The organism is Mycetohabitans sp. B8, assembly GCF_021991875.1.
GTDB lineage: Bacteria > Pseudomonadota > Gammaproteobacteria > Burkholderiales > Burkholderiaceae > Mycetohabitans.
This window is the reverse complement of sequence record NZ_JAHLKR010000008.1, coordinates 269824-290378: the sequence shown is the minus strand read 5'-3', so window position 1 is coordinate 290378 and position 20555 is coordinate 269824. Positions and strand designations below refer to the sequence as shown.

At 63.0% G+C, this 20555-nt stretch carries 17 protein-coding genes and 3 tRNA genes; 5 read left to right on the top strand and 15 right to left on the bottom strand.

Going from position 1 to position 20555, the window contains the following annotated elements; genetic code table 11:
* Positions 1-14 precede the first annotated feature (14 nt).
* Complete coding sequence (locus tag KQH60_RS03880) at positions 15-779, bottom strand: hypothetical protein (RefSeq protein ID WP_237575311.1); 765 nt, start codon at positions 777-779, stop codon at positions 15-17.
* A gap of 183 nt (positions 780-962) precedes the next feature.
* The gene (locus KQH60_RS03875) at positions 963-2027 is read right to left on the bottom strand and encodes a glycosyltransferase family 4 protein (RefSeq protein WP_237575235.1); all 1065 of its coding nucleotides are present in this window, start codon (positions 2025-2027) and stop codon (positions 963-965) included.
* Positions 2028-2729: 702 nt separating this feature from the next.
* Between KQH60_RS03875 and KQH60_RS03870 the strand changes: the two genes are divergently transcribed.
* A complete protein-coding gene (locus tag KQH60_RS03870) occupies positions 2730-4592 on the top strand; it encodes an ABC transporter ATP-binding protein (protein WP_237575234.1) in 1863 nt (620 codons plus the stop codon).
* 134 nt (positions 4593-4726) lie between these two features.
* Here KQH60_RS03870 and otsA read toward each other — a convergent pair whose 3' ends face one another.
* Both otsA and otsB read right to left on the bottom strand, forming a co-directional pair.
* Positions 4727-6127, bottom strand: a complete 1401-nt coding sequence (otsA, locus tag KQH60_RS03865) for an alpha,alpha-trehalose-phosphate synthase (UDP-forming) (protein ID WP_237575233.1) — start codon at positions 6125-6127, stop codon at positions 4727-4729.
* Positions 6128-6161: 34 nt separating this feature from the next.
* The gene (gene otsB / locus KQH60_RS03860) at positions 6162-6911 is read right to left on the bottom strand and encodes a trehalose-phosphatase (protein WP_237575232.1); all 750 of its coding nucleotides are present in this window, start codon (positions 6909-6911) and stop codon (positions 6162-6164) included.
* 294 nt (positions 6912-7205) lie between these two features.
* On the opposite strand from otsB, the gene KQH60_RS03855 reads away from it, so the two are divergent.
* Positions 7206-7835 (top strand): SCO family protein, encoded by a 630-nt coding sequence (locus KQH60_RS03855; protein WP_237575231.1) that lies wholly within the window; start codon positions 7206-7208, stop codon positions 7833-7835.
* Between the two features lie 202 nt (positions 7836-8037).
* Here the strand turns inward: KQH60_RS03855 and KQH60_RS03850 are convergent.
* From KQH60_RS03850 to uvrC, 5 genes are all read right to left on the bottom strand, one after another.
* Positions 8038-8111, bottom strand: a tRNA-Cys gene (locus KQH60_RS03850).
* Positions 8112-8119: 8 nt separating this feature from the next.
* Positions 8120-8195: transfer RNA gene (locus tag KQH60_RS03845), tRNA-Gly, on the bottom strand.
* 22 nt (positions 8196-8217) lie between these two features.
* A tRNA-Gly gene (locus KQH60_RS03840) sits at positions 8218-8293 on the bottom strand.
* 136 nt (positions 8294-8429) lie between these two features.
* Complete coding sequence (pgsA, locus tag KQH60_RS03835) at positions 8430-9017, bottom strand: CDP-diacylglycerol--glycerol-3-phosphate 3-phosphatidyltransferase (RefSeq protein WP_237575230.1); 588 nt, start codon at positions 9015-9017, stop codon at positions 8430-8432.
* A gap of 98 nt (positions 9018-9115) precedes the next feature.
* Positions 9116-11533, bottom strand: coding sequence for an excinuclease ABC subunit UvrC (gene uvrC / locus KQH60_RS03830; protein WP_237575229.1), 2418 nt, complete (start codon positions 11531-11533; stop codon positions 9116-9118).
* A gap of 103 nt (positions 11534-11636) precedes the next feature.
* On the opposite strand from uvrC, the gene earP reads away from it, so the two are divergent.
* The 3 genes from earP to KQH60_RS03815 all read left to right on the top strand — a co-directional run bounded on the left by earP (position 11637) and on the right by KQH60_RS03815 (position 15147).
* Positions 11637-12848, top strand: coding sequence for an elongation factor P maturation arginine rhamnosyltransferase EarP (gene earP, locus KQH60_RS03825; RefSeq protein WP_237575228.1), 1212 nt, complete (start codon positions 11637-11639; stop codon positions 12846-12848).
* Between the two features lie 97 nt (positions 12849-12945).
* Positions 12946-13503 carry an elongation factor P gene (gene efp, locus KQH60_RS03820; RefSeq protein ID WP_237575227.1) on the top strand — a complete coding sequence of 186 codons (558 nt, stop codon included), beginning with the start codon at positions 12946-12948 and terminating at the stop codon, positions 13501-13503.
* A 285-nt stretch (positions 13504-13788) separates the two neighbouring features.
* Positions 13789-15147 carry a sigma-54 dependent transcriptional regulator gene (locus tag KQH60_RS03815; RefSeq protein WP_237575226.1) on the top strand — a complete coding sequence of 453 codons (1359 nt, stop codon included), beginning with the start codon at positions 13789-13791 and terminating at the stop codon, positions 15145-15147.
* Between the two features lie 18 nt (positions 15148-15165).
* On the opposite strand, the gene nagZ is transcribed toward KQH60_RS03815, so the two are convergent.
* The 6 genes from nagZ to rnc all read right to left on the bottom strand — a co-directional run bounded on the left by nagZ (position 15166) and on the right by rnc (position 20525).
* Positions 15166-16170 carry a beta-N-acetylhexosaminidase gene (gene nagZ / locus KQH60_RS03810; RefSeq protein WP_237575310.1) on the bottom strand — a complete coding sequence of 335 codons (1005 nt, stop codon included), beginning with the start codon at positions 16168-16170 and terminating at the stop codon, positions 15166-15168.
* A 29-nt stretch (positions 16171-16199) separates the two neighbouring features.
* A complete protein-coding gene (gene acpS, locus KQH60_RS03805) occupies positions 16200-16691 on the bottom strand; it encodes a holo-ACP synthase (protein WP_237575225.1) in 492 nt (163 codons plus the stop codon).
* Positions 16688-17452 carry a pyridoxine 5'-phosphate synthase gene (gene pdxJ / locus KQH60_RS03800; protein WP_237575224.1) on the bottom strand — a complete coding sequence of 255 codons (765 nt, stop codon included), beginning with the start codon at positions 17450-17452 and terminating at the stop codon, positions 16688-16690. The genes acpS and pdxJ overlap by 4 nt, the downstream gene beginning before the upstream one ends.
* On the bottom strand, positions 17449-18348 hold the full coding sequence (recO, locus tag KQH60_RS03795) for a DNA repair protein RecO (RefSeq protein ID WP_237575223.1): 900 nt from the start codon (positions 18346-18348) through the stop codon (positions 17449-17451). Before recO ends, pdxJ begins: the two co-directional genes overlap by 4 nt.
* Positions 18335-19198 (bottom strand): GTPase Era, encoded by an 864-nt coding sequence (era, locus tag KQH60_RS03790; RefSeq protein ID WP_237575309.1) that lies wholly within the window; start codon positions 19196-19198, stop codon positions 18335-18337. The genes recO and era overlap by 14 nt, the downstream gene beginning before the upstream one ends.
* A 160-nt stretch (positions 19199-19358) precedes the next feature.
* A complete protein-coding gene (gene rnc, locus KQH60_RS03785) occupies positions 19359-20525 on the bottom strand; it encodes a ribonuclease III (protein ID WP_237575222.1) in 1167 nt (388 codons plus the stop codon).
* Positions 20526-20555: the final 30 nt, after the last annotated feature.

Below are 20555 nucleotides of genomic sequence, written 5' to 3'. Positions count from 1 at the left end.
TTGACAGACAGGGATCACACAGCACTGAGCGACGCAAGCGCCTTCTCCAAAGCCTTGCTGGCGGTACGATCCGCGTCTTTTTTGAGCACTGCACGCATCACCAGTTGCCGGTTGTGGCCGGCCGCGGCGGGCGAGTTCCACAGCAAATCGGCACGAGGCTGTGCCGCGCGAACCCATCGCCGCCATGCGCGGATCGGTACATGCTCGTGGACGATGCGCACCGACAATTCACGACCGTCGTACTGACCAACCTTCCGGCTTTCGGCCCAAACAACGACGGTACGCGTGGTGACGTCGAGCGACACCGCATAGCGGCCGATCGCAAAGCGCCGCGCAGCAAAATTAGACCGCCACAGTGGCCGGGGCCGGCAAATCCATGCCACCATGATATATAGCCCCGGCGATACGGCGAGCCATCCGTTGCTGTCGGCCATCGCGCGCAGCGCCGCCTTCGGCCCCGCAGCGCAGATAAACAGTCCGATCGACCATGCGGCAAATAAAAAGCAAATGAGCGAGAAGCAGCGCAATGCCTGCCGCAACCATTGTGGCAACGGATGGAATGGCCGCTCAGCCCGCGCCTGCGCGCCGGGGAGCGTGATCAGCAGGAACAGCAGGATGACGTTCAGGCATGCCCACGGTGACGACGCAATGTCGGTCAACACGGGCACGAAGCCCATTTGCGACATCGAGTGCAACCAGCGTGCAAGCAACGCGAGTCCGATCGCGCGCAGCGCGAAAATCGTCGCGGCGCCCGGCACAGTATGGCGGCTCGGCTGCATCACCTTCGGCAAGTTATTCTCCTGTTTGTCGCACAGCCCCCCTGCAGGCCGCCGCAATTGCACCAGCGGCACATTATAAGGACTCGCGGCAATCGCCGCGCAAACAAAAACGCCCACGGCATCGACAGCCGTGGGCATTGGACGGAGGCAGCGGGCTCGTCGAGCCAGCCCAATGTGGCTTGCTTAGCCAGCGGCGACTTCGCGCAGCACCGTGCGACGACTGCGGCGCAGCAGTTCCTCATACGCATCAACGTAGCGTTGCGCCATCACCTTCGATGTAAAACGGGCCTCGAACGCCGCCCGTACGCCGGCACGCGACAGCGTGTGCAGCCGGTTCACCGCGGCGACTGCGCTCAACTCGTCTTCGACGACAAAGCCCGACACGCCATTCTCGATCACTTCCGGCACCGACCCGCGCTTGAATGCGATCACGGGCGTGCCGCAAGCCATTGCCTCGATCATCACCAGACCGAACGGCTCCGGCCAGTCGATCGGGAACAGCAACGCATGCGCGCCCGACAGGAACTCGGCCTTCTCGGCTTCCGAGATTTCGCCGACGTACTCGACATGCGGCAGCGACATCAGCGGCTTGATCTGTTCCTCGTAATATGCACGATCGGCCTTGTCGAGCTTCGCGGCGATCTTGATCTTCATGCCGCACTGCTGTGCGATCCGGATCGCGGTATCCACGCGCTTTTCCGGCGAAATACGACCCAGGAAGGCCAGATAGCTCGGCTCAATGTCGGTGCGTGGCGTGAGCAGATCGATGGGCAAACCATGATGCACGGTCGAGAGCCAATTGGCCTGCGGCAACGGATTACGCTGGTTATCGGAGATCGACACGACCGGCACGTCGTTGAACACGTTGAAGATCGGCTGCAGCTCAGGCAAGTCGAGCCGGCCGTGCAATGTCGTCAAATGCGGCACCGGTTGGCGCGAAAACAGCGGGAACGGATAGTAGTCAATATGAAAATGCAGTACATCGAACGCTTCCGAGCGGCGACGCACCTGCTCGAGCAGCAACATGTGTGGCGCCATCGTATCGCGGATCGACGGATCCAGTCGCAACGCCTGCGGCCATACCGCATCGAGCGTGGCCGACGTTTGCGAATCGCCGCTGGCAAACAACGTCACATCATGTCCAAGTTCGACCAGCGCTTCGGTGAGATAGGACACAACGCGCTCGGTTCCACCGTACAGCTTTGGGGGAACGGCCTCGTGCAGCGGCGCGATTTGAGCGATTCGCATGTCGGTAAACTCCTAAAAAAGTCAGGCGAAGTGACTGCTTTGGTTGAATACGGCGCAGGGCCCCCCGGTTTGCCGCCCGGCCCGCCCCACCTGCGCCATCTGCGCGAGCGCGTGCCGGTCTTACTGCAACAGCGCGGTGCAGTTGCCCCATCTCTCGGCCTGATCCGTCTGCTGCGTTCAATGCCATCGCCTTCTGACGGTGCGCAAGCCATAAACGCTCGAAACGTAAAGCCGTTGACTGTTCGGCAAAACTGCCTAGGGACTTAACTGCTTAGGGGCTGACCAGGGCTCGATTATCGATGCCGCATAGCACAAATCCAGACCTGCCTTTCAAAGTCTTTACCTTGTTACAGTATTGATACACTTTGCTAAGCCTTGTTCTAACCGGCTGTTTTAGATTGTTTGCAGGGCTGGCCACGCGGGCCGAGCGTCGGGCTGCGCGATTGAATGCAGTGCAACACGACGCGCGGTCAATCAGCGCAGTCTGCGCCGGTCATTGTATCTTAAAATACAGTGGTATACGGACACGTCATGTCGTTTGCTGACCATGCCCGATCGGCTGCCGTCGGGGCCCATCGCCCTACGTGCCCTGGCCTGCCGATTCGCACGTCGCCCGACTGAACCGTTCCTGGCGCGTTTACAATCCCGCCTTTGGCAGCCCGCCTGCCAGGGTCACCACTGTTCGAGGCCACCGTACTCGCCATGGCAAACACCGATTCGACGCTTTACCCCGACCAGACTGAGCGCCTGACGACGGCCGAACGCAATGCGCGCAATACGCGGCTGGCGAGCTACGCTCATCGTCCGCTGGCATTCCTGTTTCGCTACATCCGGCGTCATCCAGTCGCGCATGCCACCGTACTGGCCAGCGTATTCGCGGCAGTCGGCTGCGCGCTTGCGTCGCAGTATGCGATCAAGCATTTGATCGACGTGCTCAGTCACGGCCGCAATCATCCGCTCGAGCTCTGGGGCGCGTTCGGGCTGCTGGTGGGCCTGATTGCCGCCGACAACCTGCTATGGCGGGTCGGCGGCTGGATCGCCGCGCATACATTCGTGGTCGTCACAGGCGACTTGCGCAAGGACCTGTTCCGCTACCTGAGCGGCCATTCGCCGACCTATTTTGCCGAAAAGCAGCCGGGGATGCTGGCCAGCCGCATCACTGCCACGTCCAATGCCGTCTACACGGCCGAGAACATGATGGCGTGGAATGTGCTGCCGCCTTGTATCGCCGTGTGCGGCGCGATCGTGATGATCTTCGCGGTCAACCCCCTGATGGCCAGCACACTGCTGGTAGCCTCCGCCATTCTGGCGATCGTGCTGTTCAAGCTGGCTCGACACGGCAGCGCGCGTCACCAGGCCTTCGCGACGCGCGCCGCGTCAGTGGACGGTGAACTGGTCGACGTGATCGGCAATATGGCGCTGGTGCGCGCCTTCGGCATGACGCTGCGCGAGCAGCGGCGCTTCGGCATGACCGTGCGCGCCGAGATGACCGCACGCCAGCAAAGCCTGCTGTACCTGGAGAAGCTGCGGCTGTTGCACGCGGTGATCACGGCACTGCTCTCGGCCGGGCTGCTCGGTTGGACACTGTGGCTATGGACGCGCGGGCAGGCAACCCCCGGCGACATCGTGTTGGTGAGCTCGCTGGGCTTCACGATCCTGCACGGCACGCGGGACCTCGCGGTCGCGCTGGTGGATGTCACGCAGCATGTGGCAAGGCTATCCGAAGCTGTGCAGACGCTGCTCGAGCCGCATGAGATGCCCGACCGCAACGACGCCACCGAACTGAACACGAATGGGGGACGCGTCGATTTCGAGCAGGTCACGTTCGCGTATCCGCGACGCCGCCCAATTCTCGATCATTTCGAATTGCATATCGAACCAGGTCAGCGGGTGGGGCTGGTAGGCAAGTCCGGCGCCGGCAAGTCCACCGTACTGACGCTACTGCAGCGCTTCTACGAGCCACAGGGCGGCGTGATCCGGATCGACGGACAGGACATCTCACGCATCACGCAGGACAGCCTGCGCAGTGCCATTGCCCTGGTGCCGCAGGATATTTCGCTGTTCCATCGAACCGTATATGAGAATATCGCCTATGGCCGGCCCGATGCGTCCCGCGAGGAAGTGCTCGCCGCGGCGCGCGAAGCCCGCTGCACGGACTTCATCGACGCGATGCCCGAGGGGTTTGAGACAATCGTTGGCGATCGTGGCGTCAAGCTCTCCGGTGGACAGCGTCAACGCATCGCGATCGCGCGCGCCATCCTGAAGGACGCCCCGATCCTGCTGCTGGATGAAGCGACGTCTGCACTGGACAGCGCATCCGAGGAAGCGATCCAGCAGGCGCTGGACCGGCTGATGCGGGGCCGCACCGTGGTAGCGATCGCGCATCGGCTCTCGACGCTGCAGAACTTTGACCGGATCATCGTGATGAGCGCGGGCAAGGTCATCGACGATGGCACGCCGGACGAGCTGAAGAACCGGCCCGGCCCGTATCGGGATCTGTTGACAAAGCAATCGGGACGCGCAGCGGCCCATGACCCCGAACTGCGACTCGTCGAGCACGCTTAACGAGGCTGGCGCGTCTCTGGCAACACGGCTGGCGCATCTCTGGCGGAGCCCGGCTCGCGCAGTCGTCCCACCGCTACGTGTGGGCGTCGCTGCGTGTGCGTCGCTGCCGTCCTCTTCGACGGCGCGCTAAGCTATCAGCCTGTGCCCGGCGCCGGCAAGCGCAGGTCGCCGAGGAAGTGATCACGCCACACAGACACGTTGTTCTCACGCAACTGCGTCATCATATCCGCGTGACGCTGCCGCCGTTCAACCAACGGCATGCTCAGCGCGCGATCCAATGCCTCAGCCATGCCCGCGAGGTCGGCGGGATTGACGATCAACGCGCCGTGCAGTTCCTGCGCGGCGCCGGCGAAGCGTGACAATACCAAAACGCCCGGATCGTCGGGGTCCTGCGCGGACACATACTCCTTAGCCACCAAATTCATGCCGTCGCGCAGCGGCGTCACGTAGCCCACATCGGATATCCGGAACAACGCGGCCAGCACCTGTCGCTCGTACTGCCGGTGAATGTAGCGGATCGGCGCCCAATCCAATTCGGCGAAACGTCCGTTGATCCGGCCCGCCTCCGCCTCGAGCTGCAGCCGGATGTCTTGGTACGCGTTCATGTCAGCGCGGGTCGGTGGCGCGATCTGCACGAATGACACTTGGTTGCGGCGCGCAGGCTTCGTCTCGAGCAGCTTTTCGAACGCACGGAACCGCTCCACCAGCCCTTTCGAATAGTCCAGCCGATCTACGGCCATGATCAGTTGCCGCTCATGCAGCGTTGCCTTCAAATTACGCACGTAGCTAGCGCTCTCGCCGGCCGCGGCCAATTGCGCGATCTCGTCTGGGTAAACGCCGATCGGATAGGCGCCAACGCGCAGCGTGCGATCATAAGCCCGCACGCTGCATACCCTGGCGTCGATGCTGCGTTCGACCCGCCCATGTGCCTCATGCTCGAGGTAGTCGACGAATGCGCGCAGATCCCCTTCAGTCTGGAAACCCACCAGATCGAAGCAACACAGCGCCCGCATCAGCTCCTCATGCGGCGGGATGGTCAACAGCAACTGCGCGGGCGGAAACGGAATATGAAGGAAAAAGCCGATACGGTTCGCCACGTGCCGCGCACGCAGCGCCTGGGCAAACGGAATCAGATGATAGTCGTGGACCCAAATCACATCATCGGGTCGAATCAATGGCACTAGCTGGTCCGCCAGCCATCGGTTGACCCGGCGGTAGCCGTCAAACTCCTGTCGCTCGAAATGGGCAAGGTCGCAGCGATAGTGGAACGTCGGCCACAGCATCGCGTTCGAAAAGCCGCGATAGTATTGTTCGTAGTCGCGCCGGGACAGCGCGATGGTCGCAAAGGTCACCGGGCCACGCTCGTCGAGCTTAATCGGTCCGATCGGGCCGGACTGCGTGTCGCCGCTCCAGCCGAACCACATGCCGCCGGTCTCTTTTAGCGCGTCATAGACGCCGATCGCCAGTCCGCCGGCGGCGGGCCCCCCCTCAGAAATCGGCGCAACCCGGTTTGAAACGATGATCAGCCGGCTCATACGGCACCGTACAGGTTGCCGGGCATCCGGCGCTTCATGCACGCGTCGGCCGCGCGCCAATCAGCGTCGCGAGCCAATCACGGAACGCGGTGACCGAAGGAAGTCTGGCGCCGGCCCGCGTATCGCCGTCACCAATCTTGATCGACACGCCGCCGCGCGCATTGACCACGTCGAAGCCCTTTTCGTCCGTCAGGTCATCGCCCGCAAAAACCGGTACGCGACCCACGAACGGCGGCTCATCAAGGAATGCTGCGATCGCCCGCCCCTTGTCGACATGCTTTGGCTTGATTTCGTACACCATCTTGCCGGGCTGCAGCACATACGCATCGCTGTACTCAACGCACAACCGCTCGGTCTCGCGTCGTGCCACCGGTTCTCGATCCGGTGCATTCCGATAGTGCAGCGCAAGCGCCGCGCCCTTGGTCTCAAGCAGCATGCCGGGATTGTCACCCACCACGCGCTCGAGTTCCCGTTCGATGCTCGCAAGCCGCGGATCGTTGAACCCCACGCGCAACACGTCGCCATTCGCATCGCGCCGCTCGGCGCCATGCAACCCCGCGATGGGCAGGCTTGCCAGTGCGTCCGACGCGAGCAGCACGTCGATGCTGTCGATGCCGCGCCCGGACACCACCGCGAGCGCGCCGTGCGATGCTTTGCGCAGTCCATCCAGCAACTGGATGAGCACCGGCTCGACGACCACACGATCCGGCGCCCCCGCCAGTTCCACGAGCGTGCCGTCGAAATCGAAAAAAAATGCCGCATCGAGCGGGTTGACCCGAGGCATGGCGGCGAATGAATCGGATAAGCGTTGCATCGAACGGATAGTCTGGATCAAAGAGACAGCGGCACGGGACGATGAACCGGTGACGCGCCTCATGCACATTGCCGCATCGCCCTATTGTCGTGGCATCTTACCGCAACGGCAACGCGCGGCATATTGCCCCACCGCAGCGCATGGGTCGCTGTGCGCAACGAAATGCGCTAAAGTAGCTTATTAGGCGGATGCGTCGATACGCTCCACGCCAAGCCCCTATCCTTGTTCCGTTTTCCGATGTCCATCCCGTTGTCTCAATCGCGTATGCGAATTTTGCACGCGCCCCGCTGTCAATCGGTGCTGCGCCACGTCGTGCTCGCCGCGTGCGTCGGCCTATCGATTGCATTGTCGGCGTGCACGCGGGATGATGGTCAATGGAAACTGACCAACGTCTCCGGCCACCTACCGGATCTCGGCTTCTCGCTGCAGGCGGATAATGGGCAGGCTGCGTCTGGCGCGTCGTTCGCCGGCAAGACCACGTTAGTCTTCTTCGGCTACACGCATTGTCCAGATGTATGTCCGGAGACCATGGCCCGGTTGATGCAGGTTCTCGAGCAACTGGGCGACGATGCCCGCGACGTGCGCATTCTGTTCATTTCGGTCGATCCCCACCGGGACACGCCGCAGACATTACATACCTATGTGCAGGCGTTCGATCCACAGCACGTGGTCGGCCTGAGCGGCTCCGAAAAACAGATTGCTAATTTAGCGCGACGCTATCGCGTCGCGTATCAGACCGAGAAACCCGACGGCAACGGACATTACGAGGTCACGCACAGCTCGGCGATCTATGTGTTCGATCGTACCGGCCGCGCGCGTCTGCTCGCTACCGCATCCGACTCCGCAGACATGATCGCCGACGACCTGAAGCGTCTGATCGAGCAAACGTCCTAACGCCGTTCCATCGTCGGGCTGTGTTCGCGCGACGCACGTCGCATCGCGCGATGCCTGGTTCAGTCATCGATCTCGGATACCTTGAACGTGCCGCCCAGCGACTTGAGTTCCGCGCGCAATGCAGCGACGCAAGGTGACGCAGCACGCGGCCGATGACGCAATCGGCGCAAACAAAAAACCCCCTAAAATCTAGGGGGTTGTCTGGAGGCGCGAGCCGGAGTCGAACCGGCCTAAACGGCTTTGCAGGCCGCTGCATAACCGCTTTGCTATCGCGCCGTGGCACCTGGAGCGGGAGACGAGTCTCGAACTCGCGACCTCAACCTTGGCAAGGTTGCGCTCTACCAACTGAGCTACTCCCGCAAACATCGATTACTGTGCGTCGTGGAGCGGGAGACGAGTCTCGAACTCGCGACCTCAACCTTGGCAAGGTTGCGCTCTACCAACTGAGCTACTCCCGCACGATGCTGTCGCCGTTCACGCGTTGGCGTGTTCAGCAGAGTTCGAGATTATGCTGAAAGTGGCGCGCAGTGTCAAGGACAGAGGCCGATAAAATATCCGTGCAATCAGCATGGATGCCCATTTCACGCCAACCCATCATGCGGCCCGATCGCGGATCTGCGGCCAGGCCAGCTTCATGTAATAGAGCATCGACCAGATCGTCAGCACGGCCGCCAAGTAGATCAACCACTCGCCCACAACGCGCGTGTTGATCGTGAACTGCCCTGGCACGCCAATCGGCGCGTAATACAGCAGCATCGGAATCGCGATCATCTGGCACGCGGTCTTGAACTTGCCCAGCGAGTTGACGGCGACGCTTTTGGATGCACCGATCTGCGCCATCCATTCACGCAGCGCAGAAATCGTAATTTCACGGCCCACGATCACCAACGCAATGGCCGAATCGAGCCGCATCAAGTGCACCAGTACCAGCAATGCGGCGGTCACCATCAGCTTGTCCGCGACCGGGTCGAGAAAGGCGCCGAATGCCGAGGTCTGGTTTAGCTTGCGCGCAAGGAATCCGTCGAACCAGTCGGTCAACGCCGCCAGGATGAAGATGGCCGCAGCCGCTTCGTTCTTGTCCTGCGCGACCAACATCGTGTCTGGCAGATAGTACACGCCAACGATTAACGGGATCAGCACGATCCGTAGCCACGTCAGAAAAATGGGTAAATTGAAAGGCATCGAAGCGAACGGGCGATGAAAGGTTGCGCGAGATTGTCATTGTGCCGCGTGATCCAGCGCGTCACAAGCAAGCGGCTCGCGCGCGCCGGCTGCGATGCTCAGTGCAATTGACGGTAGATCTGCTCGGCTAACGTGCGCGACACGCCTTCAACGCTGGCCAATTCGTCGACGCTGGCGGACATTACGCCACGCAGCCCGCCAAAGCGCGCGAGCAATCGCTGCCGTCGCTTCGCCCCCACCCCCTCGAGTTCCTCCAAACGCGAGCTGTGACGCGCCTTGGCGCGCTTGGCCCGCATCCCGGTGATGGCAAAGCGGTGCGCCTCGTCGCGGATCTGCGCGACCAGCATCAGCGCGGCGCTCCCCTTGCCCAATTCGAGCGGAGCCCGCCCGTTTGCGAAGACCAGGGTCTCAAGACCGACCTTGCGACCCTCACCTTTCGCGACCCCGACCAGCATGCCGGCGTCCAGTCCCAGTTCCGTGAAAACCTGACGGGCGATCTCGACCTGTCCCTTGCCGCCGTCGATCAGCACGATATGCGGCAGCACGCCCGCATCCGCGACCGCGCCCGCCTGCGCCGTGGGCTGCGCGTCACGGGCGGGTGCGGCGCCGCCAGCCGTTTGCACGTCTGCCGGCGAAGCCGATGATGCGCCGGCCAACTGCGATACGATCTTCTCATAGCGCCGCGTGAGCACCTGCCGCATGGCAGCGTAGTCATCGCCCGGCGTGATCCCCGTGATGTTGTAGCGCCGGTACTCGGCGGACTGCATCTTATGATGGTGATAGACGACACATGAGGCCTGGGTGGCCTCGCCCATCGTGTGCGAGATGTCGAAACACTCGATGCGCAACGGTGATAAGTCCTCCAGGTCAATCGACAGCACCTGAGCAAGCGCGCGCGTGCGGGCCTGCTGGGAACCTTGCTCGGACAGCAGCCGAGCGAGCGCGAGTCGTGCATTCTGCTCGGCCATCGATAGCCATGCCCGCTTCTGGCCTTGCGGCTGACGGATCAGTGAGACCTTGTGCCCGCACTGCTGCGCCAGCACGTCGACCAACTCACGCGTGGCCGGCGCATGGCTGACAATGATCACTGGCGGCACCGGGTGGCCGATATAGTGCTGTGCGATGAACGCGTCCAGCACCGCTGCCTCGATGCCGTCCCGCGCCGCCTTCCGTGTGTCACGGTCCGCCGCCAGGACATCAGCGGCTGCCGCAGCGCAGGGTGTCGGGTTGGCGGCGGTCGTCACTTCCGGCCCATCGCCAGCCTCAGACCCATCGCCGACCCTGAACCCATCGCGAACCTCGGACCCATCTCCGGCCTCAGACCCATCTCCGGCCTCAGACCCATCTCCAGCCTCGGACCCATCTCCGGCCTCGGACCCATCTCCAGCCTCGGACCCATCTCCGGCCTCGGACCCATCTCCAGCCTCGGACCCATCGCCGGCTTCCGACCCGTCACCGGCTTCCGTCACCTCGGCAACTTCCGCGCCGTCGTCAGCATCCTGCGCATCGGCGGTTGTCAGCGCCTGACCCACCGGCAGCCTATCGGCGACGCACGCGGTGTTCATGGCCTCCTGCACGCTGAGTTCGTCCGGCGTGGCCAACGCGGTCTCGACGTGGGACGGGAAATAAGCCTTGTCGCCGAGATGGCGGCCGCCACGCACCATGGCCAGGTTCACGCATACGCGCCCTCCTTGTGCGACCACCGCCAGGATGTCGGCATCGCCGCTGCCACGCTCAGTGCCAACCTCGATCGCCTGCTGTTGCAGCACCTTGGACAGCGAACTCATCTGGTTGCGTACCGCGGCCGCCTGTTCGAATTTCAACTCGGCCGCGTAACCATGCATCTTGTCCTCCAGTTCCTTCATGACCTCGCGCTGACGCCCCTGCAGAAAGCGCGCCGCGTTCGTCACGTCGCGCGCATAGTCTTCGTCACTGATTGCGCCGACGCAAGGCGCGGTACACCGGCCGATCTGATGCAACAGGCAGGGGCGGGTACGGTTGTTAAAGACTGAGTCCTCGCAGGTTCGCAATTGGAATACGCGCTGCAGGATCTGGATGCTCTCGCGCACCGCCCAGCCACTTGGGAACGGGCCAAAATACTGGTTATGCTTGTCGACGGCGCCGCGGTAGTACGTGATGCGTGGGAAGCGATGCCCAGTGAGCTTCAGGTACGGATACGACTTGTCGTCGCGGAACAAGATGTTGTAGCGTGGCGTCAACGCCTTGATCAGATTGTTCTCCAGCAGCAGTGCCTCTGTTTCGGAGCGGGTCACCGTGGTTTCGATGCGCGCGATGCGCTGGACCATTAACGCGATGCGCGGCGAGGCCTGCGTCTTGGTGAAATAGCTTGATACACGCTTTTTCAAGTCGCGTGCCTTGCCCACGTACAGCACGGCGCCTTGTACATCGTAGTAGCGATACACGCCGGGCAGGTGCGGCAGCTGCGCAATGACACGCTTAGGGTCGAAATCCACGTCGGACTCGGCAACGGTCGGAGGAACAGACGGTTCAGTCATGTAGCCAATACCGGATCAGTCCCGTGCGGCGCATGGGATCTGTGCTTTAAAATAAGCAGTTTAGATCATTCGTCAAGCGGCCTGCGCGTCGCGCGCGCGTCCTATGTCCTCCTGCCCCGCCCTGCTCGCCAGCACGCGTGCGCTGCTCACATGCGACATTTTCTGCACGGTAATCGACAATTTTGGCGACGCCGGCGTCTGCTGGCGGCTGGCCCGGCAACTGGCGAATGAATACGGCTGGCGGGTGCGTCTGTTCATCGACGAGTTGACCACGCTCGCGCGCCTGGCGCCTGGGTTGGATGTCGGGCGCGAGCGGCAAGTGCTGGCCGGTGTCGCGATCGAGCATTGGCATCAGTCCCCGTTCGCTGAACCCGGCGCGGCGGCACTGAGCATTGCCGATGTCGTCATCGAGGCGTTCGCCTGCGATCTGCCGGCGTCATACCTTGCTGCGATGGCGCGACACTCGTCGCGGGTGGCCTGGATCAACCTTGAATACCTGTCGTCGGAAGACTGGGTGACAAACTTTCACTTGCGCGCATCGCCCCATCCCCGCCATGCGCTGACCAAGACGTTCTTTTTCCCCGGCCTGGGCGCCCACACCGGCGGAGTGCTTCGCGAGCGAGACTTGGACTCGCAGCGTCGCGCGTTCGTCGAATCGGCGGCTGAACGGGCAGGCTGGTGGGCGGCGCTCGGGCTGCCGCGGCCCGATCCAGCCGCCACGGTCGTATCGTTGTTCTGCTACGAGAATCCCGTCCTCGACGCGTTGCTCGAGCAATGGCGCGATGCGACGGATCCGTTGGTGCTACTGGTTCCACAGGGAGCCATCTCCGGCTCCGTGGCGCGGTTCTTCGGCCATCCGGTAGGACCTCGCGCCTTCGCGGCGGGCACGAGCGCGAGCGCAGGCGCGCTGAGCGCGCATGCGTTGCCGTTCACCGACCAGCACGGCTACGACCGACTATTGTGGAGCGCCGATATCAACTTCGTACGTGGCGAGGATTCGTTTGTGCGCGCGCAGTGGGCGCGCAAGCCGTTCGTTTGGCACATTTATCCGCAGGCGGATGATGCGCATCTGCCAAAGCTGGACGCGGCCCTCGCGCATATCGGCTCGGCGTTGGAGCCGCGCGCGCGCGACGCATTGACGCGTTTCTGGCACACATGGAACGGCAATCCAACGCATGGCCTGCCCGATTGGCAAAATTTCATTCAGCACCGACAAGCGTTCGCGACGCGCGCACACGCGTGGGCAGACGAGTTGGCCACCGTTGGCGATCTAGCCGGGCATCTGGCCGCATTTGTCCAAAATACGCTAAAATAATGGGTTTTCAAGAGCTTAGGCTCGCCTGCCGGGCTGCCCAATGCGGGGGCGTGCCGTCAGCCATTCGCCATACCCATTTATCGGACAGGACAGTGTTATGAAGACCGCTCAAGAACTGCGTACGGGCAACGTCATAATGATCGGCAACGATCCCATGGTCGTGCAAAAGACCGAGTACAACAAGTCGGGCCGCAACGCCGCGGTCGTCAAGCTGAAGCTGAAGAACCTGCTGACCGGCGCGGGCAACGAGTCAGTGTACAAGGCCGATGACAAGTTCGACGTGGTCGTACTCGAGCGCAAGGAAGTCACCTATTCGTACTTCGCTGATCCGATGTATGTTTTCATGGATGCGGACTACAACCAGTACGAAGTCGAAAGCGAGATGATGGGCGAGGCATTGCACTATCTCGAGGACGGCATGGCGTGCGAAGTGGTGTTCTACAATGACAAGGCGATCTCGGTCGAGTTGCCGACCACGCTGGTGCGCGAAATCGTCTATACGGAGCCTGCGGTCAAAGGCGATACGTCGTCTGGTAAGGTACTCAAGAATGCTAAGCTAGCTACCGGCTTCGAATTGCAAGTGCCGCTATTTTGCAACATCGGCGACAAGATCGAGATCGACACGCGTACGCACGAGTACCGCAGCCGCGCGTGACAGCGCCTGGCTCATCATCTCCAATGCCGTAATGCAAGCGCTCCGATCGGAGCGCTTTTTGTTTATGGGGGCCAACGCCGCGTATCATGGGGCACTGGTTTGCGGCGGTGGAAAAATTTACGCGCCAAATGAGAAAAATTTGCTGCATCGGAGCCGCGCGCGGATCACCCTGCCACGGCAATGCGTTGATGGGTAAAGCGCTACGAATTGGCACAAAGCATGCTTACTCCGAACCGCCAACGCAGCGCTCAAAAAAATTCGCCGCAGATAATATCTCTTCGCGCTATGCCACACGCCTTGATCGTTGAAGACGACCCTAACAGCTTGTCGGGATTGTCGACCATCCTGAGTACCGATGGTTTCTCCGTCGACACTGCAGCTACGCTCGGAGAAGCGCGCGCCGCGCTGCAGCGGTTTATTCCCGACGTGGTGCTGGTTGACTTGAACCTGCCCGACGGCAGCGGGCTGGACGTGCTGCACTCGCTGCCATCACAGCCGGACGGCGCGACGCCGGTCATCGTGATGACCGGTAACGCGACGGTGGAAAGTGCGATCGAAGGGCTGCGTCACGGCATTTGGGACTACCTACTCAAGCCAGTCAATATCCCGCGATTGCGCAGCCTGCTGGCGCGCATTCCCCGCCCCTACGAGCTCACCGAGGAAGTCCAGAATCTGCGTGCGGCATTGCGGTGCGTCGGTCGCTTCGGCTCAATGATTGGCCGCGGTGCGGCGATGCAACAGGTCTATGACACGATCGAGCGTATCGCGCCAACGGAGGCAGCGGTGCTGATCGTCGGCGAGCCGGGAACCGGCAAGGAGATCGCCGCGCGAACGCTGCACGAGATGAGCCGTCGCAAGAAAGGTCCGTTGGTCAAGCTGGACGGCGCGGCGGCCAGCCACGCAGGCGCCGAGCCGTGGGAAAGCATGCTATTCGGTCACCAGCGCGGCGCATTGGATGGAGCGCAAACGCACGAAGCCGGCGTGCTGGAACGGGCGGCCGGCGGCACGCTGTTCATCGACCGTGTGGATCTGCTGCCGGCCGCCCAACAGGAGGCACTCGCACGAGCACTGGGGGCGCGCACGTTCCGCCGGATGGGCGGCACCACCGATCTAAGCGTCGACTTCCGGGTGGTCGCGGCCACCGTCGAATCGCCGCAACAGGCGCTGGCCCGCGGCACGCTGCGCGCCGACCTACTGCAACGGCTCAACGTGGCGCCGCTGACATTGCCACCGCTGCGCGAGCGCGGCGAGGACATCGAACTGTTGGCCACTTATTTTGTCGACGTGCTGAACCAACGCCACGAGTCGGTCAAGCGGCTCAGCCCGCTGTGCGTGCGCGAACTGCTCGAATACGAGTGGCCGGGCAACGTGCGCGAATTGCGCGACGCGATCGAACGCTCGCATCAGGCGTGCGAGGACATGATCGAAAGCTTGTCGCCGGGCGACGAAAGCAGCCGCCCTGGCCGTTCGCTGTCGAGCAACCAGGTGCAAATCGCGGTCGGCACGCCGCTTGCCGATGTCGAGGAGATGCTGATCCGCGCCACACTCGATGCGGTGGGCGGCACCCGGCATCGTGCGGCGACGCTGCTCGGCATCAGCCCCAAGACGTTGTACAACAAGCTTCAGCGAATGAAGGTGACCTGATGCGCCGGTCCGCCCCATTTACCGTAGACTGTCGATCAGCTTGCGCGCTTGGCAATAGTCGGGTTCGCGCATCAGCTTGCTCCACTCCGGCGCGTCGCCGCGCGGTGCGAGCCGCTTGATGCGACGCCGGGACGCCGTATCGATGACGCGTGCGCGCAGGCGCTGCAGCACATCGTCGGCGTCCTCGGGACGATTGCACGTGAGCACCATGTCGCATCCGGCATCGAGCGCCGCGTGCGCGGCCTCGGCGGTGGTCCCAGCCTGGCGCGCCGCCTCCATCGACAAATCGTCACTGAAGATCACGCCATTGAACCCAAGCCTGCTGCGCAGGATCTGCTGCAGCCACACGGACGAGAAGCCGGCCGGCCGGGCATCGACGGCCGGATAGACGACGTGGGCCGGCATCACCGCGGCCAGCGACAGCCCGAGCCATTGATACGGCTGCGCATCGCAGGCGAGAATCTCGTCGAGCGCGCGGGTGTCGATAGGCGCCTCGACATGCGAATCCGCCTCCACGTAGCCGTGCCCCGGAAAGTGCTTGCCGCAGGCCGCCATCCCGGCCAGCGCCAAGCCATGCGTAACGCTTTTGGCCAACAGCGCGACGACGCGCGGTTCCGCGTGAAACGCGCGATCGCCGATCGCCTTCGAGCGCCCGTAGTCCAGGTCGAGCACCGGCGCAAAGCTCAAGTCGACGCCGCTCGCGCGCAACTCCGATGCCATCACATAACCAATCGCCGTGGCCACTCGGGTCGCCACGAGCGCATCGTCGTTCCATAACGCGCCGAGCGCGCGCATCGGCGGCAGCGACGTGAACCCATCCCCCCGGAAACGCTGCACGCGCCCGCCCTCCTGGTCCACCGCAATGATCACGTCGTCGCGCACATCGCGGATTGCGCCGGTCAACTCGAACAGTTGCGCGCGGCTCGCATAATTGCGGGCGAACAAAATCACGCCGCCGGTCAGCGGATCGGCGATCCGGCGGATATCGTCACGACTCAACGAAGTGCCGACAACGTCGAGCATCACCGGACCATATTGGCACTTGCGGTTGTTCAACTAGGGTTCCTAAGGTCGGTTGCGTGCTGGCCCATCGGCCCGGCACCGGGGCCCTCCATTGACGCGTTGACTTCGACGATGACGAACGACACCGCATAATCGCGTTCGTCGCTGACGGATACGCGTGCGCTAAGTCCGCGCTCCGTTATCCACTGGGCCAACTCGCCAGACGCGACGATCACCGGCTTGCCGCTTTTCTCGTTGAGCGTCTGCACCGCGCGCCACGTCATCGGCCAATGCATGCCGAGCCCGATCGCTTTGGAGAATGCCTCCTTCGCGCTGAAGCGCGTGGCCAAGAACGCCACGCCGCGCGCGTCCGAGCGTGCGGCGCGCATGCGATAGACCGCGAGTTCCTGCGGGCCGAGGATTTTCTCGGCAAAGCGGCCGCCGGTACGCTCCATCACGGCGGCGATGCGGCTGACCTGCACGATGTCCGTGCCGATTCCATAGACGGCGCGGTGCACCATCGGCGCGGCTCCGGTGCTCATGCACGCGCGCCGACACGGGCCGCGACAATGATCGCCTTCATCTCCCGCACGGCGTTGTCCCATCCCGCAAAAATGGCATGCGCGACGATAGCATGGCCGATGTTCAGCTCGGCAATGCCATCGAGCGCGGCAATGCGCTGTACGTTGGTATAGTGCAGGCCATGACCAGCATTGACTTTTAGGCCCAGCGACAGCCCCAGGTCGACACCCGCGGCGATCCGCTCGAATTCCTGTGACTGCCGGGCGTCGTCATCTGCGTCGGCGTAACGTCCGGTATGCAACTCGATCACCGGCGCGCCGCTTTCGTGGGCTGCCCGAATCTGCTCCGGCTCGGCGTCAATGAACAGCGATACGCGCGTGCCCGCATCGGCCAGTTGCCGGCTCGCCGCCTTGACCGCGTCAAAGTGCGTGACCACGTCCAATCCGCCTTCGGTAGTCAGCTCGGCGCGCTTTTCCGGTACCAGGCAAACGTCGTGTGGGCGCACGTCACAGGCGATGTCGAGCATTTCCTGCGTCAACGCACACTCCAAGTTCATTCGGGTCTTGAGCAACGGCCGCAATGCGCGCACGTCGGCATCGACGATATGGCGGCGGTCCTCGCGCAGATGCAGCGTGATCGCGTCGGCGCCGGCGGCCTCAGCTTGCAGCGCCGCGCGCAGCGGGTCAGGATACGAAGTGCCGCGCACGTTACGTAACGTGGCGACATGGTCGATGTTGACACCCAACTCGATGACAGGCGTCGGCGACGAGAAAACGTTCATAGGTTTTGCAGGTCGATCAGAATCTGGCGCGTCGCAAGCGGCGCGCCGCCAAGATAAGTATTCAACAAAAAACGCATCAAGGTCTTGCTTTGCGCGACGGTCTGCGCACGCGAATAATCATCGCGCTCCATGTCGAGCAGCGTTTGCCCGGCGATGACCGGCCCGCGCAACGCGTCCGCCTGGGGCTCGAGCCTCTCGACGTCGCATACGCCCCGCTCAGGGTCGAACACATACGAGCGCCCAGCCACGACATGCTGCCTCGTCACGGTCCGATCGAGCGACATGGCATAACCGGTCTCACGCAGTAAGACGCGTTCGAACGAGCGCAATACCTGCACCGCCGGCTCGTCATGCGCGAGCCGCGTCAACGTCAACAAGTAATGGTCGAACAACGCGGTATGCGGATCTTCCCGTGCACAGAACCTGACAAGCAACTCGTTGACGTAAAAGCCACACAGCAGTGCATCGCCGGCGAGCGGACGCATTCCGCCGACCCATTCAGCCTTAGTCAGCGTCCGCATTTCGGACTTGCCAGCCCATGACAGCGCAAGCGGCTGGAACGTCTGCAGCACGCCGCGCAGCGCCGAATGCGGCCGCTTCGCTCCCTTCGCGACGAGCGCGAGACGGCCGTGCGCGCGCGTGAACACGTCGATGATCAGGCTCGTCTCGCGATACGGGTAGGCGTGCAACACGAAGCCCGGCTGCTCGGCGATACGGTGGTCCGAGCGCGGCGCGGCGGCGCGGCGACGGGTCGGCGCGACGTCACCTGGCGCGGGCTGCGCAACACCGCCCGACGCGCCCGGCGGCGCGCCGTCAGGCGCCAGCCCGGGTGCTGCGCCGGCGTCGAGTTGCCTGGCCTCCTCTGGATGACCCAACCCAACGTCATTCGTACCCATAGGCGCGCAATCTCGCCTCATTGTCCGCCCAGCCGCTCTTAACCTTCACGAACGTCTCCAGATAAACCGGACCATCGAAGAGCTTTTCCATATCGACACGCGCCTCGGTGCTAATCTGCTTCAGCTTCGCGCCCTTCTGCCCGATGATCATTGCCTTGTGGCTGTCACGATCGACGAGAATCGTTGCGAAAACCCGTCGCAGGCGGCCTTCCTGCTCGAATTTGTCGATCAGTACCGTACTCGTGTAAGGCAACTCGTCCCCAGTCCAGCGGAATACTTTCTCCCGCAGGATCTCGGCCGCCAAGAATCGCTCGCTGCGGTCGGTTAGCTCGTCCTCGCCATAGATCGGCTCACCGAGCGGCAACGACGGCCGCAAGATCTTCAACAGCCGCATGATGTCGTCGGGCTGCTTCGCGCTCATCGGTACGACGTCACGGAATGCGCGCAGCGCCGCTGTGCTTTTCAAGAATGGCAGCAGCGCGCTCTTGTCTGAAAGCTTGTCGACCTTGTTCGCTATCAGCACCGTCGGCACCGACGGCGGGATCAATTCCAGCACCCGCTGGTCGTCGGGCCCGTAACGACCGGCCTCGACCACGAACAGCACGACGTCCACCGAGGTCAGCGTCGACGTGACCGCGCGGTTCAACGAGCGGTTCAGCGCCGAGCCGTACCGGGTCTGGAAGCCGGGCGTGTCGACAAAGATGAATTGTGCATCGTCCAGCGTCCGGATGCCCGTAATCCGGTGCCGCGTGGTTTGCGCCTTGCGTGACGTGATGCTGACCTTTTGCCCAACGAGGGCGTTCATCAGCGTCGACTTGCCGACATTGGGGCGCCCGACGATCGCGATCATGCCGCAATGGAAACCGGTTTGTTCAAGAGTCGAATTCATGGCAAGCGGACCTGCAGGAAATACTGCTGACGTGGGCGCGTGGCGCCCGACCTCGGCTGTCGGGTTCAAAGGATAAAGCGCGGCAGGTCATGTGGCGATAGGCCGCATCACGCGGTCGCGCTCACGCGCCAGCATCGGCCTTGCGCGGCGTCGAATGCAACGCCGTATCGCGGCGCTCATCGAGCGCCTGTCCGGGCCCGGCCGGCGCATCGGCAACCACGGTGTTGGCGGCAATCGCTGCCGCCGCCTTGGCTAAGGGTGCATCGGTCCCCGTGACCGCGGCGGCCCCCTTGTCGGCCTGGCGTGACGCCCGCTCGATCGAATGGTCGGCATGCGTGGCGCGCATCATCGCGACGGCGCTCGGCACGCCATGCGACGACGGCGTGCTGCTCGCGCGTTCACGGTCATGATCCCCCCGCTCCATCGGCTGCATCATCCGCTCGGCGAGATGCGCGACGCGCTCGGCGCGGCCCAGCCGCTCGGCCTTGCGATCCAACGTGGGGCGTAAATCGAGCGCGCCCTGCACCCCGGTGCCATGCGACGGTGCGTCCTCGGATTCACGCTTGGCGGCACGTGCCGCGCTCTTCGATCGCTTCGGCTTGCCGAGCAACTGCGGCGCCACCGCCATCACTGCTTCAAGCGCCTTTTTTGCGGCAGCCTGCTCGGCCGCGCGCCGACTGGCGCCGGTGCCAAACACCTTGACCTCGAGCTTCGGCACCGTGCACTCGACCTCGAACTGCTGATTGTGGGCAGCGCCCGTGGTCGCGATCACCGCGTAGCCCGGCAATGCGATCTTGTGGCCCTGCAAATACTCCTGCAACAGCGTCTTGGCATCCTTGCCCAGCGTACGCGGATCGATATGATCCAAAATAGGGACATATAGTCGCTTGATCACCGTTTGCGCCGCGTCGAACCCCCCATCCAGGAAAATCGCGCCGAGCACCGCCTCAAGCGTGTCGGCCAAGATTGACGGCCGCCGGAAGCCGCCGCTGCGCAATTCTCCCTCACCGAGCCGCAGCGCCTCTGCGATATTAAGCGCCTGGGCAATTTCGTACAGTGACTGTTGCTTGACGAGATTCGCCCGCACACGGGACAGGTCGCCTTCGTCGAGCTTGCCAAAACGTTGGAATAAAAGGGCCGCCACCACGCAGTTGAGGACTGAATCGCCAAGGAATTCAAGCCGCTCGTTATGCGTGGCACTGTGGCTTCGGTGGGTCATCGCCTGCCGCAACAATTCCGCATTGCGAAATTCGTAGTGCAGCCGGCTTTCCAGCGGTGACAAAGGCATGGATAGAAGTATAACGCGTGCCGCAGCCTG